The sequence below is a fragment of the Pseudomonas sp. LBUM1652 genome (assembly GCF_059716105.1).
The window spans coordinates 3,357,258-3,371,270 of record NZ_CP166804.1 but is presented as its reverse complement, the minus strand read 5'-3'; the positions used below and the strand labels follow the sequence as shown (position 1 = coordinate 3,371,270).

The following is a 14,013-nucleotide window of genomic DNA, read 5'->3' as shown; positions in this document are numbered from 1 at the left end:
TTCCCATGAGCGTAGATGCACAAGATGTAGTACTTATCGTCGAAGACGAACCGAATATCTTGATGATTCTGTCGATTTATCTGAAGGATCAAGGGTATCGCGTGCTCGAAGCCGAAAACGGCGAGCAGGCGTTCGAAATCCTCGCGAGCAAGCCACATTTGGATCTGTTGATCACCGACTTCCGCTTGCCTGGCGGCATCTCCGGCGTACAGATCGCCGAGCCCGCCGTGAAGCTGCGACCCGACTTGAAGGTGATTTTCATCAGCGGTTACCCGCAGGAAATCCGCGAGACCGGCAGCCCGATCACGCTCAAGGCACCTATTCTGGAAAAGCCGTTCGATCTGGACGTGCTGCAGGAAAAGATTCAGGAGCTGCTGGCCTGAAAACGCGTTATTTCTAAGCCCGACCTGTAATTTCTGACAGTTGACGTGATCGCCTCCACGGCTGATAAAGACCTCGTGAACCACGTCGAGGTCGCCGCTCATGCATCGTCATACGCCAACGCTTGCCGTAATCGACCCTCGCGGTGCTGCGGTACGCGCAGTCGCGTATTGTCGGTCGTCGGGCATAGACGATCTTCAAGTACACGTCTCGCAAACGGTGCATGACCTTCAGTGTCGCGCCAGCCACACGCGTGACCCGCGCCTGTTTGCGCTCTTTCAGACAGACGACTCAACCCCCGCCAATCAGACCACCATTACCAGCCTGCCCGGGACATCGTTGCTGTCGGTCAACGTGGATGCCGGTTGGCGTTTGAGTTTGACGGGGGCGTCTGGCCAGCCGCTTGAAAGCTGGGATCAAAAACTCAATCGGCGCCGTGTGCAATACGATGCCTGCCTGCGGCCGGTGTTTGTTTTCGACCTTGAGGCCGGTGAACTGGAGCGGCGCAGTGAATGCCTTTGCTACGGCGATGCCAGCGCCGAATCAGCCCGGCATAACCGCTGCGGACAATTGATTCGTCACGACGACACGGCGGGGTCGGCGTACCTCAGTGAATTCAGTCTGAGCGGTGCTTCCATCGAACAAGCCCGGCGATTTCTCAAGGCGCTGAACGAATCAGACTGGCCACAGGATCAGACCGAACGTGACGCTTTGCTGGAGAGTGAAAGTGCCGTGACCCGCATGGGATACAACGCCTCAGGCGATCTGATACATCACGTTGATGCACTGCGCAATGAACAATTGCTGCGCCAGACGCTGGCCGGCGAATTGTCCGGGATCTTCCTCAAGTCAGTCAGCACTGACACTTACACCCCACTGGTCAGCGATATTCACTGCAACGCTTCTGGCCAGATAGAACAGCAAACCGCCGGTAACGGTGTCGTCACGCGCAGCGCCTTCGATCCCGCGAACGGGCGACTGAGCACCTTACTCGCGCAAGTTGAAGGGGGGCCGCCGTTGCAGGGTCTGGCGTATGCCTACGATCCGGTGGGCAATCTGATCAGCATCACTGACAGTGCCCAGCCGATTCGCTACTTCCGCAACCAACGGGTCGCCCCTCTAAACACCTATCGTTACGACACGCTTGGCCGATTGATCGAAGCCTTTGGCCGTCAGCGGATCTGCGCGCCGGGCGGGCCACCGTTGCCGGAGTTCATGTCGCCGCCGGATTCGGCTCAACTGGAAAATTACCGGCAGACGTTTGAATACGACTGCGGTGGCAACTTGCATACCTTGAACCACGTCGCCGGCCTTGGTTCGCGCTGCGAACGCACGGCTATGGCAGCGACTAGCAATCGCAGTTTGCCGTACACCGCCGCAGGTGAAAGGCCGGACGAGGGTGAGATCGCCAGGCGATACGACGTCACCGGCAATCTCAACCTGCTGCAAGAAGGCCAGAATCTGTTTTGGGACCCGCGCAATCAATTACGCCAGGTTGATCAGGTGATTCGTGAAGATGGGCCCAACGACAGTGAGCGCTACGTCTACGACAGTGCCGGTCAACGCCTGCGAAAAGTCCGCACGGCCCAAAGCTCCGGACTGACCCGCACCCACGAAACCCGCTACCTGCCCGGGCTTGAAATCCGTACCACGCCTGAAGAGGTCCTGCACGTCATCAGTATTCAGGCGGGCCGCTGCACCGTGCAGATCCTGCAGTGGGAAAAGGGTCGGCCCGCGCACATCGCCGAGGAGCAACACCGGTACATCCTGACCGATCACCTGGGCTCCAGCAGCCTGGAGCTTGACGCCGATGCCCGGTTGATCAGCCAGGAAAGCTACTACGCCTATGGTGGAACGGCGTGGTGGGCGGGGCGCGACAAGGTCGAGGCGGGTTACCGGACGTTGCGTTATTCAGGGCAGGAGCGCGATGCGACAGGTTTGTACCATTACGGTTTTCGTTACTACATGCCGTGGCGTCAACGATGGTTGAGCGCCGATCCGGGAGGCACCCACGACGGGTTGAATCTGTACGGTATGGTCGGTGGTAACCCGGTGGGGTATGTCGATTTGCAGGGTTTGTCTCGATGGGAGACGGCCAAGGCAATGATGTGGGCCGGAGTGTTTGACTTTGCGGCAAAACTGCCCGCAGCCGCCGTGGGCTATGTCATGAAAGTCTCGAGTCCGGCGAGTTGGGGGCTGACGGCAGCAGGAGGGGCCTCGGCAGCGATCAACGGTGCTATCACGGGAGCGGCGTGGGTCGCTCAGAATCAGGCTGAGGATATCGGTAACGTGCGGCGTTATGCTGAACGTTCGGCGGGAGCCTTCGCTGGCGCTCTGTTAACCGCTGCTCCTGTTGCGGTTGAACACTTTTTCAGCCCGGGTTTGAATCTGGCGGCAATCGATCAGATCAGCTCATTGGGCGATAACGTCGGCTTTGAGTTCTTTTCTCAATTTGAATCAAGCTGGCCGAACAATGAATGGGCAGGGGCGCCCCCAAGAGCAGGCATTAATGCTGAAATTGGCACCACGGTGTTGACAAAAGGGGCCTCGCAAATCCTCAAGTACAATCTGTTTGATCCTGCTCCATCCTTGGCGTTAAGCCTTGCCCAAGAGGTGCTGTACCCCGCAGCGACCAAAGGAGTGGTTGCCATGAATATGAGTTTTGCCCGCAGTTTTTTTCCGGAGGAGGCGCCATACCAGGAGTCTCGAGACGTATCGCAGTTCTCGGTTGTAAAACAGCTCAGCAATGTGGCCGGCCGCGATGCTTTTAGCGCAGTGCCTCGACTGGTGGCGCAGGGGCTGCAGTCCGATGCCGTGGCCGCAGTGATTGGCGATGGGGGGCAGCAAGTCGTAAATTTCGTTGTGAATTCCGGGTTTCAGACAGTACGAAATGCCTACAAACGAGACATAAAGTCCGGTCTTCAGAAAATGATGACGACGAATCGCCCGGCGCTTGCTGATAAAGCGATTCAAAGTTATGGCGCCGTTTAATGAAGTGAACGCCATCTCCACTTGATGTTCGCCAAAGAAATACAACCGATCACCCCCGGATCATCTCCCGCACCTTGGCGGTGAGCAGATCGAAAGTGAACGGTTTGGTGATCATCTGCATCCCCGAGTCGAGGAATCCGCCACGTACCGCCGCATGCTCGGCGTATCCAGTGATGAACAAGACCTTGAGCCCCGGCCGGTATTGCCGCCCGATTTCCGCCAGTTGGCGGCCGTTCATGCCCGGCAGCCCGACGTCACTGATCAGCAGATCGATGCGCTGCGCGGAGTTGAGAATAGGCACGGCGCCGTCGGCATCCCCGGCCTCCACGAACGCATACCCCAACTCACTGAGTACCGCACTGACCAGCACACGTACGGCCGGATCGTCTTCGACGATCAGCACGGTCTCGCCATCCATCGCGTGCGGGGTTTGCAGGATGTCGCGAGCAGGCTGCTCCAGTTCTTCACCACGAAAACGCGGCAGGTAAAGGTTGACCGTTGTGCCCTGATCGATTTCGCTGTCGATTGAGACATGACCGCGTGATTGCTTGCTGAAACCGTAGATCATCGACAGGCCCAGACCGGTGCCCTGACCAATCGGCTTGGTGGTGAAAAACGGGTCGAACGCGCGGTTGATCACGCTCTGCGGCATGCCGCTACCGTTGTCGGTGACACTCAACATGACGTAGTCACCGGGTTCGAGATTGCTGTAAGCCTCGGTGAACTCACTGTGCAACACCTGGTTGCTGGTCTCGACCACTAGTTTGCCGCCTTCGGGCATGGCGTCGCGGGCATTGATGACCAGATTGAGCAGGGCGCTTTCCAGTTGATTGGGGTCCGCCTCGGCCACCCACAGTTTTTCGTTCAGACGCATGTCCAACTGAATGCTTTCGTTGAGGCTGCGCTGCAACAGCTCGCCCATGGACAGGACGAGGGTGTTCATCTGCACCGCCTTGGAATCGAGCGACTGGCGACGGGAAAACGCCAACAGACGATGGGTCAGGCCGGCCGCGCGATTGGCGGACGTCACGCCCAGATCGATCAGACTGTCTAGGTCTTCGGTGCGCCCACGGGCCAGGCGCCGGCGCAGCAATTCGAGGCTGCCTATAATGCCGGTCAGCATGTTGTTGAAGTCGTGAGCGATACCGCCAGTGAGCTGGCCGACGGCTTCCATCTTCTGCGACTGACGCAACGCTTCTTCGTTGTGGCGCAGTTGCGCGGTGCGTTCCTCGACCTGTTGCTCAAGGGTTTCCAATGTCGATTGCAGACGTCGTTCGCTTTCACTCAGATCGATCAGACGGTCGCGGGCTTCGTACTGTCGTCGTCGGCCGCGCAGGGCGGCAGACACCAGGCTGATCAGCGTCGCGGGATGAAACGGGCGCTCGAGGAACGTCACGTTGCCTAACAGGCTGCTCAGGTGCGAGGAGGGGCCTTGCTCTTGTCCACCGTGATGGGTGAGCAGAACAATGGGGAGATCCGACCATGCCGGTTGCTGTTCCAGGTAAAGGAACAAGGCTTCCATTTCCGGCCCGCGCAACGCTTCTGCGGCGATCAACAGAAGACCGGCGCCGGGCTCCAGCTCAGTGCACAGCGAACCGAGATTCGGCGTCACCAGCCCTTCGTAACCGGCCTCGTTGAGGATCATCAGCGCAATTTGGCTGTCGCGACCCACAGGCGCCAGAATCAACGCCCGTTCGGCCAGTGTTACCGAAACCGTCACGAAGCCTCTTCCCGAAGCAGTGGATTGCTCGCGCCGAGGTAGGTCGGTACGCCGCGCAGCACGCCCTGGAATGCTTCCAGCGGCTCACCGATGGTCATGCCCTGCGTAGAAATGCGGTATTCGCGAATCGTCGATTCGTGGCTGCCGGTGCGTTTCTTGATGATGGAAATCGCGCGGCGGACTTTGCCGAGGGCTTCGAAGTATCGCAACAGAATCACCGTGTCGGCCAGATAAGTGATGTCGACCGGTGCCTGCATGTCGCCGACCAGACCATGCTGGGCAACGGTCATAAAGGTCGCGGCGCCTTTGCGATTGAGGTACAGCAGCAGTTCGTGCATATGGAGCACGAGGGCGTTCTCTTCAGGCATTGCCGCCTGGTAGCCGTTGATACTGTCGATGACCACCGTCTTGATCTGGCCTTCATCGACGCATCGGCGCACCCGGTGAGAGAACTCGCCCGGTGACAGCTCAGCGGCATCCACCTGCTCGATCAGCAGATTGCCGGTGGCTTGCAGGGCTTCGAGATCAATGCCGATATTGTTCATGCGCTCGAACAGCAGGCCGAGTTCTTCATCGAAGATAAACAGTGCCGCTTTTTCACCGCGAGCGACCGCTGCCGCCGCAAAGATCATCGTGATCAGCGACTTGCCGGTACCTGCCGGACCAAGAATCAGTGTGCTGGAACCGGTTTCTACGCCGCCGCCGAGCAAGGCGTCCATTTCTGGAATGCCACTGGTCAACTGCAAACGCGGGTAATTACCACGGTGTTCGGCCGCCACCAGACGCGGGAACACATGTACGCCGTCCCCCATGATGGTGAAGTCGTGAAAACCGCCGCGGTACTTCTGCCCGCGATACTTGATCACGCGGATCCGCCGCCGCTCGGCGCCGTAATTAGGCGTCAGCTCCTCAAGGCGGATCACGCCGTGGGCCACACTGTGCACGGTTTTATCGAGGGACTCGGTGGTCAGGTCATCTAGCAGTAGAACCGTGGCGTCGTAACGCACGAAGTAGTGCTTGATCGCCAGAATCTGCCGGCGATATCGCAAAGAGCTTTGCGCCAGCAAACGAATCTCCGACAGGCTGTCGAGCACTACGCGGGTCGGCTTGAAGCGCTCGACCACTTCGAAAATCTGTTTCGTCGCCTCACCCAATTCCAGATCGGAGGAGTACAGCAGGCTCTGCTGGTGTTCGGCATTGAGCAGGCTTTCCGGCGGCGTCAGCTCGAAGATTTCGATGTTTTCATTCAGATCCCAGCCGTGGGACAGCGCCCCTTGGCGCAATTCACGCTCGGTTTCCGAGAGCGTGATGTATAACGAGCGTTCGCCGGCTTTTGCGCCGGCCATAAGAAAATGCAAGGCGACTGTGGTTTTGCCGGTACCGGGCTCGCCCTCCAGCAAAAACACATGACCGCGAGACAAACCACCGGCGAGGATGTCATCCAGGCCCACAATGCCGGTGGCGGCTTTCGCACTGATCAACTCGTTAGATGTAGACAAAAAATGCCCTCTCATGACTACAGGGGTCGAGGCCGCCGACTGAGTTCGGCGACCTGAATTACTTGACCCCACGCGTTGATGGCGGTTCCGCTTTTTCTCCCACAATGTGTCAGGAAGGCTGCCGACAGCGCTTAAAGCCCTTGCTGCAAAGCAGGGTCATCCGGATTGAGCTGCTCGAGTTGGGCCAACAGGATCTGCACGTTTTGCAACTGGCCACTTTCTTTCCAGTAGTTGATCAGCAGAACCCGCGCCTTGCGGTCGGCCGGGTGGCGCTGGACGATTTCCTGTAGCTGGTTCTGTGCCGCTTCCAGCTCCTCCGCACTGTGCAGAGTGGTAGCGAGGTCGTAGCGGTAATCCTTGTTGTCAGGTTCCAGCTCGACCGCCTTGGACAAGCCGAGAAGGGCGTACTCACGTTGACCGTGGTGCAGCAGCCACAGGCCGAGGGCATGTTGCAGATAAGCGGAGTCAGGTTGGGCTTTAAGCTGTTGGGCGAGCAACTGCCGGGCGGCGTCGCTCTGGCCCTGGCGGTCGAGCACATCGATCTGCATCACCAGGGCCGCAAGGTTGCCGGGCTCCAGACGAAGCGTATTGTCGAGTGCAAGCTGCGCCTGTTTCAGTTCGGAGTTATGGATATAAAGTCGCGCCAGTTGCGCGTAAGCCGCGGCGCTTTCCGGTTCTCCTTTGAGCGCTTCTTCCCAGCCATCGATGGCCTGCTGCAGCGGGGCGAAATACAGGCCCAGCTCATCCGGGGTCAGGCCGAGCAAAGCGTTGATCGCGGCAAAGCGAACCGTTTGATCTTCATCATCGAGCATCGGCCCCAGCAACAGGCTGCGTTGCCCGCCCGGCACCAGTCCAACCACACTTTTGATCGCTGCCAGCCGCACTTGGGGTGCTTCGTTCTGCAAGTCCGCGTCGGCGAGTTTCAGCGCCTGTGGACTGGGGTAGTTAGCCAGTTCGCCATGCAGCCAGACGCGCCGCTTGACCGACAAATCCGGCCGCCCCAATTGCTGATACAACTGGCGCGCCGCGCCGGGCTCACCGGTGCGGGCGGCACCCAGCGCTTCGCTATAGCCATGCTTGATCGCGTCCGGAATGACTGGGGCGGCGCTGCGCAGGGACAGCCATGCGACGACGACAACAAGCACAAGGCCAAGGCTGATAAGCAGGTAGCGGCGGGACTGAGGCATGCAGGTTTCCGAAAACTGGCGTACTTGAGCAGAGGGGCAAGCTTCGGTCAGCTCGGGCTGTGAGTCAAACCCCGCGCGAGCGAATCGGCCTACAAGTTCTGTCGACTCCGTTGGCCGTCAAATTCTCGATGCAGTGTCTACGCTTGCAGGTGTCGCTTGCAGGCGGGCACAACATCCACTGTCAATGTGCTTGAAAGCAAAAAGGATCAGGCAAAAAAAGCCCCGCGACCGAATGATACGCGGGGCAAAAAAATTGGTTGGTTGCGGCCAACCAAAGGAGCTCTTTAACAACTGTTACTTACTGGCGACCGTCTCTGGTTGCCAGCCACCGCCAAGGGCTTTGTAGATCGCGACAATGCCGCGGTACAGATCGACTTCGGCCTTGGCCTGGCTGTCTTCGGCATTCAGACGTTCACGCTGCGCATCGAGCAGCACAAGGAAGTCAGTGGTGCCTTCGCGATAGCGGATCTCCGCGAGATCGGCAGCCTTTCGGCTCGATTCACTCTGGCGGATCAGCGAGATCAGGCGCTGCTGCCGTTTGCCGTAGTCGCTGAAGGCGTTTTCCGACTCTTCCAGTGCCAACAACACTTGTTGCTCGTAGGTCGCCAGCGCGCCTTCAGCATCCGCGTCGGCACCGCGCAAACGGGCCCGCACACTGCCAAGGTCGAATGCTGCCCAGGTGATGCTCGGGCCCAGTGCCCAGGCGTTGGCCGCCGAGGAACCGATCTGCGAACCGCGCCCGGCCGTCCAGCCCAGGAAACCGCTGAGGCTCACCCGTGGGAACAGGTCAGCTTTTGCCACGCCAATGCGCGCCGTGGCCGAGGCCAGTTGGCGTTCAGCGCTGAGGATGTCCGGACGACGTTGCAGCAGCTCGCCCGGGTTGCCAATCGGCAATGCCTTGGCAATCGCCGGCAAGTCTTTAGGGCTCAAGTCCACTGTGAGCTTGTCCGGGCGTTCACCCAGCAGAGTGGCGATGCGGTTTTTCTGGCGAACCTGTTCCGCCTGGAGTTGCGGCACACTGGCTTCGACCGACGCCAGGCGCGCATCGGCACGTTCCACATCGAGCTGATCGCCAACACCAGCGTCACGCAGGCTGATGGTGATCTTGCGCGACTCCTGCTGGTTGTTCAGGTTGGCCACGGCGATCTTTTCCCGCAGTTGCGCGCCACGCAGTTGACCGTAAGCGTCCACCAGTTCGGCAATCATGGTGACTTGCAGTTGATACAAGTCGGCTTCGGCGGCCTGCTGGTCGGCATCGCTGGCTTCCAGATTGCGCTGGATACGACCGAACAAGTCCAGCTCCCAGGCCATGTCCAGACCCAGGTCATAGCGTTCGCTGTTGACCCGATTGGTGGTCTGGCCGGGGATTTGTCCCTTGGCCAGATCGCTGGAGGCGCGGCTGGTGATGGTCGGCATGGCGTCGTTGCTGGCGTCGTCGCGGATCGCCCGGGCAGCTTTCCAGCGAGCGAAGGCCACGCGCAGTTCACGGTTGCCTTGCAGCGATTGCGTCACCAACTGGTTGAGGGTCGGATCGTCGAACTGCTGCCACCAGATGCCTTCGAACTTCGAACGGTCAAAGTTCTTCTGACCGTTGGCGCCGTCGGTGGCGGTCGTGATGTTGGCCGCCTCCGTCGCCGGGGTCTTGTAGTCGGGGCCGACGGCGCAGGCGCTGAGGGCCAGCACCAGCAGACTCGGCAGGAAGACTTTCAGACTCATTGTTGCGCCTCCGGTTGCTTTTGAAGATTGTTCGCCTTGGCCGCTTTGCGCTGCTCGCTGCGTTCGACAAAGTTACGGATCAATACGTAGAACACGGGTGTCAGCAACAGACCGAAGAAGGTCACCCCGAGCATCCCGGAGAACACCGCCACACCCATGGCGTGACGCATCTCGGCACCGGCACCACTGGAGAGCACGAGCGGCACCACACCCATGATGAACGCGAAGGAAGTCATCAGGATCGGCCGCAGACGCAGACGGCAGGCTTCCAGTACCGCAGCGAGCGGGTCGAGGCCTTCTTCCTGTTTATCCTTGGCAAATTCGACGATCAGAATCGCGTTCTTACACGCAAGTCCCACCAGTACGATCAAACCGATCTGGGTGAAGATGTTGTTGTCACCGCCAGAGATGATCACACCGGTGATGGCCGACAGCAGGGTCATCGGTACGATCAGGATCACCGCCAGTGGCAGGCTCCAGCTTTCGTACTGAGCAGCAAGTACCAGGAACGCCAGCAGTACGCAGAGCGGGAACACGAACAGCGCGGTGTTGCCGGACAGAATCTGCTGGTAGGTCAGGTCGGTCCATTCGTAGGTCATGCCGTTCGGAAGTTCATCCTTGAGCAGTTTCTCGATGGCTTTTTCCGCCTGGCCGGAGCTGTAGCCGGGGGCTGCCGCACCGTTGATTTCCGCGGTGATGAAGCCGTTGTAGTGCATCACGCGATCCGGCCCCGAGGTGTCGCTGACCTTGATGAAGGTCGCCAGCGGGATCATTTCACCTTTGTTGTTGCGCACTTTAAGTTGACCGATCTGATCGGATTCGAGGCGGAACTGTTGCTCGGCCTGGACGTTGACCTGATAAGTGCGGCCGAAACGGTTGAAGTCGTTGGCATACAGCGAACCCAGATAGATCTGCAGGGTGTCGAAGATGTCGCTGACCGCAACGCCATGGGTCTTGGCTTTTTCACGGTCGATGGCTGCATCGACCTGCGGCACGTTCACGGTATAACTGGTGAACAGGCCTGCCAGTTCCGGCACGCTGTGACTCTTGTTGATGATGTTCATGGTTTCTTTGTACAGCTCGTCGTAGCCCAGGTTGCCCCGGTCTTCGATTTGCAGGCGGAAACCACCAATGGTGCCCAGACCTTGTACCGGCGGTGGCGGGAAGATCGCCATGTACGCCTCTTGAATGTTCGCGTACTGGCCGTTCAAGGCACCGGCAATCGCACCGGCGGACATGCTCGGATCTTTACGCTCGTCGAACGGTTTCAGGGTGACGAACACGATGCCGGCGTTCGGGCTGTTGGTGAAACCGTTGATCGACAGACCCGGGAAAGCTACTGCGCTTTCCACGCCTGGCTGTTTCAGCGCCAGGTCGGACATGCGCTTGATCACGTCTTCGGTGCGATCCAGGCTCGAGGCGTCCGGCAACTGTGCGAAGGCCACCAGGTATTGTTTGTCCTGGCCAGGTACGAATCCGGTCGGGGTGCTGGAGAAACCGAAGAAGGTCAGCACCATCAGGCCTGCGTACAGCAACAGGGCGATGCCGCTGCCGCGGATAACCCGGCGCACGGTGCCGACGTAGCCATGGCTGGCACGGTCGAAGAAACGGTTGAACGGACGGAACAACCAGCCACCGAAGATCTTGTCGAGAACCTTGGAGAAGCGGTCTTTCGGCGCGTCGTGACTTTTCAGCAACACAGCGGCCAGCGCTGGCGACAGGGTCAGCGAGTTGAATGCCGAGATCACTGTCGAAATGGCAATGGTCAAAGCGAACTGCTTATAGAACTGACCTGTGAGGCCGGAGATGAAAGCCGCCGGAACAAACACCGCACATAGCACCAGTGCCGTCGCAATGATCGGGCCGGTCACCTCACGCATGGCGCGTTTTGTGGCTTCTACCGGGGTCAAGCCAAGTTCGATGTTCCGTTCGACGTTCTCTACCACCACGATGGCATCGTCCACCACGATACCGATGGCCAGTACCAGGCCGAACAGTGACAGCGCGTTGAGCGAGAAACCAAACAGGTGCATCACCGCAAACGTACCGATCAACGATACCGGCACCGCCACCAACGGAATGATCGAGGCGCGCCATGTTTGCAGGAACAGAATCACCACCAGCACCACGAGGATCAGCGCTTCGAAGAGCGTATGAACCACCGCTTCGATCGAGCCGCGCACGAAGATCGTCGGGTCATAAACGATGCTGTAATCCATGCCCTGCGGGAAACCTTTCTTCAACTCGTCCATCTTCGCCCGAACGTCGTTCGAGATATCGATGGCGTTGGAGCCTGGACGCTGGAAGATCGGGATGGCCACGGCTGGTTGGTTGTTCAGCAACGAACGCAGGGCGTATTGGCTGGAGCCCAGTTCGACGCGAGCAATGTCTTTGAGCCGAGTGATTTCACCGTTGTCGCCTGCGCGAATGATGATGTTCTCGAACTCTTCCTCAGTTACCAGACGGCCCTGAGTGTTGACCGACAGCTGGAAGCTTTGCGCAGTCGGGGCAGGGGGCGCGCCCAGTTGGCCGGCAGCCACCTGACGGTTCTGTTCGCGAATTGCGGTGACTACATCGGTCGCAGTCAGGTTACGCGAAGCGGTCTTGTTCGGATCGAGCCACACACGTAGCGAGTAATCGCCCATGCCGAACAACTGCACATCACCGACACCGCCCAGACGCGCGAGCTCATCCTTGATGTTCAGGATTGCGTAGTTGGACAGGTAGAGCATGTCGTAGCGCTTGTCCGGCGAGGTCAAGTGCACAACCATGGTCAGGTCGGGTGATGCCTTGTCGACGGTGATACCGATGCGCGTCACTTCTTCGGGAAGCTTCGGTTCGGTACGGGTCACGCGGTTTTGCACCTGCACCTGCGCATTGTCCAGGTCAGTGCCCAGGGCGAAGGTGATGGTCAGCGTGATCTTGCCGTCAGCAGTGGACTGCGAGGACATGTACAGCATGTTTTCGACACCGGTGATGGCTTGCTCCAGCGGAGCGGCCACGGTCTCACCGATGACTTTGGGGTTGGCGCCCGGGAAGTTGGCACGTACTACCACGGTTGGCGGCACGACTTCCGGGTATTCGCTGATCGGCAACTGGAACAGCGAGATCGCACCGGCGATCAGGATCAACAGCGACAACACCGCTGCGAAGATCGGCCGTGAAATGAAGAATTGGGAAAAATTCATCGGAGTTATCGTCCCTTAACCGCGTGGGTTCGTAGCAGCCAGCTTCACAACCGAACCGGACGCGCCTTTGGCAGGGGCGACTTTTGGCAGGTTGCTGGCTTCCAGCGCTTGACGTTGTTGAGCGAGTGCCGCGAGGGTTTGCTCGCTGGCCATCGGCACCACTTCAGGGGTAACCGGTGAGCCAGGACGAACCCGTTGCAGACCCTTGACGATGATCGTGTCGTCCTTGTTCAGGCCGGTACGGACGATGCGCAGGCCTTCGATCTTCGGACCGAGTTCAACTGGGCGGTAGGCGGTTTTGTTGTCCGCATCCATTACCAGCACGAACTTCTTGCCCAGATCGGTACCGACGGCTTCGTCGTTGATCAACATGGCGTTGTAGGTGCCGCTGCCGACCAGTTTCAGGCGTGCATACAGGCCAGGGGTGTAGTTGCCGTCGCTGTTGTCGAACACCGCGCGGCCACGGATGGTGCCGGTTTTCGGATTGACCTGGTTGTCGACGAAGTTCATCTGGCCCAGGTGCGGGTTGCCGTCTTCATTCGACAGACCCATGTACACCGGTGTAGTGGCACCGCGCTGACCCTTACGGGCGAGTTGGGTGTATTTGAGGAACACACGTTCGTCGGCGTCGAAGTAGGCGTAGACCTTGTCGGTGGAAACAACGCTGGTCAGCGGAGTAGTGTCGGCGGTCACCAGGTTGCCGGCGGTGATTTCGGCACGGCTGACGCGGCCGCTGATCGGCGAAGTGACGCGGGTAAAGCTCAGGTTCAGTTTGGCCAGATCCAGTTGCGCTTGCAGTGCACCGACGGCGGCGCGGGCTTCTTGTGCAGCGCTGGTGCGCGAGTCGGCCAGTTCAGCGGAGATGGCGTTGCTGGCGCGCAGACGTTCACCGCGTCCGGCTTCGTTTTCACTGCGGGTGGCGTTGGCACGGGACTGGGCAACCAGGGCTTCGAGGCGGCGAACTTCAGCCTGGAACGGGCGGGGGTCTATCTGGAACAGCAGGTCGCCTTTCTTGACCAGTGCGCCTTCAGTGAAAGCGACATCGTCGATCTGGCCGGAGACCCGTGGACGGATTTCAACGGTTTCCGGCGCTTCAAGGCGCCCGGTGAATTCGTCCCACTCGTTGACCGGTTGTTCCAGCACTTTGGCCACGCTGACTTTGGCAGCGGGCAGGGTGGCGGCAGTCTCCGGAGTCTTGCCGCAGGCGCTCATCACCAGTACGGCCAACATGGCCAACGGGAAGCGCAAATGTTTGAGTGACTGTTCCATGGATGCATCCGCCAATGTATTGAAGATGGGCGGATGATGCTCGGCGGGGTGGTATGGCACGA

General features: G+C 59.3%; 8 protein-coding genes. 2 read left to right on the top strand and 6 right to left on the bottom strand.

The window, feature by feature from the left end:
• The first annotated feature begins 5 nt into the window (after nucleotides 1-5).
• Together ACA069_RS15180 and ACA069_RS15175 are read left to right on the top strand one after the other, a co-directional pair.
• Nucleotides 6-383, top strand: a complete 378-nt coding sequence (locus ACA069_RS15180; protein ID WP_401263995.1) for a response regulator — start codon at nucleotides 6-8, stop codon at nucleotides 381-383.
• A gap of 568 nt (nucleotides 384-951) precedes the next feature.
• Nucleotides 952-3,372, top strand: coding sequence for an RHS repeat domain-containing protein (locus tag ACA069_RS15175; RefSeq protein WP_497614080.1), 2,421 nt, complete (start codon nucleotides 952-954; stop codon nucleotides 3,370-3,372).
• A 49-nt stretch (nucleotides 3,373-3,421) separates the two neighbouring features.
• Here ACA069_RS15175 and ACA069_RS15170 read toward each other — a convergent pair whose 3' ends face one another.
• The 6 genes from ACA069_RS15170 to mexE form a co-directional block, all read right to left on the bottom strand.
• Nucleotides 3,422-5,092: an ATP-binding protein gene (locus tag ACA069_RS15170; RefSeq protein ID WP_497614079.1), complete on the bottom strand. Its 1,671-nt coding sequence runs from the start codon at nucleotides 5,090-5,092 to the stop codon at nucleotides 3,422-3,424.
• On the bottom strand, nucleotides 5,089-6,591 hold the full coding sequence (locus ACA069_RS15165; protein WP_401263999.1) for an ATPase domain-containing protein: 1,503 nt from the start codon (nucleotides 6,589-6,591) through the stop codon (nucleotides 5,089-5,091). The genes ACA069_RS15170 and ACA069_RS15165 overlap by 4 nt, the downstream gene beginning before the upstream one ends.
• 131 nt (nucleotides 6,592-6,722) lie before the next feature.
• A complete protein-coding gene (locus ACA069_RS15160) occupies nucleotides 6,723-7,778 on the bottom strand; it encodes a tetratricopeptide repeat protein (protein WP_489879572.1) in 1,056 nt (351 codons plus the stop codon).
• Nucleotides 7,779-8,072: 294 nt separating this feature from the next.
• Nucleotides 8,073-9,494: an efflux transporter outer membrane subunit gene (locus ACA069_RS15155; RefSeq protein WP_497614077.1), complete on the bottom strand. Its 1,422-nt coding sequence runs from the start codon at nucleotides 9,492-9,494 to the stop codon at nucleotides 8,073-8,075.
• Nucleotides 9,491-12,682: an efflux RND transporter permease subunit gene (locus tag ACA069_RS15150; protein WP_489879573.1), complete on the bottom strand. Its 3,192-nt coding sequence runs from the start codon at nucleotides 12,680-12,682 to the stop codon at nucleotides 9,491-9,493. The genes ACA069_RS15155 and ACA069_RS15150 overlap by 4 nt, the downstream gene beginning before the upstream one ends.
• A gap of 15 nt (nucleotides 12,683-12,697) precedes the next feature.
• Nucleotides 12,698-13,951: a multidrug efflux RND transporter periplasmic adaptor subunit MexE gene (gene mexE, locus ACA069_RS15145; RefSeq protein WP_401264004.1), complete on the bottom strand. Its 1,254-nt coding sequence runs from the start codon at nucleotides 13,949-13,951 to the stop codon at nucleotides 12,698-12,700.
• Nucleotides 13,952-14,013 lie beyond the last annotated feature (62 nt).

Coding starts and splice junctions, on each gene's coding strand:
- ACA069_RS15180 (WP_401263995.1), top strand. CDS start 6: ATGAGCGTAGATGCACAAGATGTAGTACTTATCGTCGAAGACGAACCG.
- ACA069_RS15160 (WP_489879572.1), bottom strand. CDS start 7,778: ATGCCTCAGTCCCGCCGCTACCTGCTTATCAGCCTTGGCCTTGTGCTT.
- ACA069_RS15155 (WP_497614077.1), bottom strand. CDS start 9,494: ATGAGTCTGAAAGTCTTCCTGCCGAGTCTGCTGGTGCTGGCCCTCAGC.
- ACA069_RS15150 (WP_489879573.1), bottom strand. CDS start 12,682: ATGAATTTTTCCCAATTCTTCATTTCACGGCCGATCTTCGCAGCGGTG.
- mexE (WP_401264004.1), bottom strand. CDS start 13,951: ATGGAACAGTCACTCAAACATTTGCGCTTCCCGTTGGCCATGTTGGCC.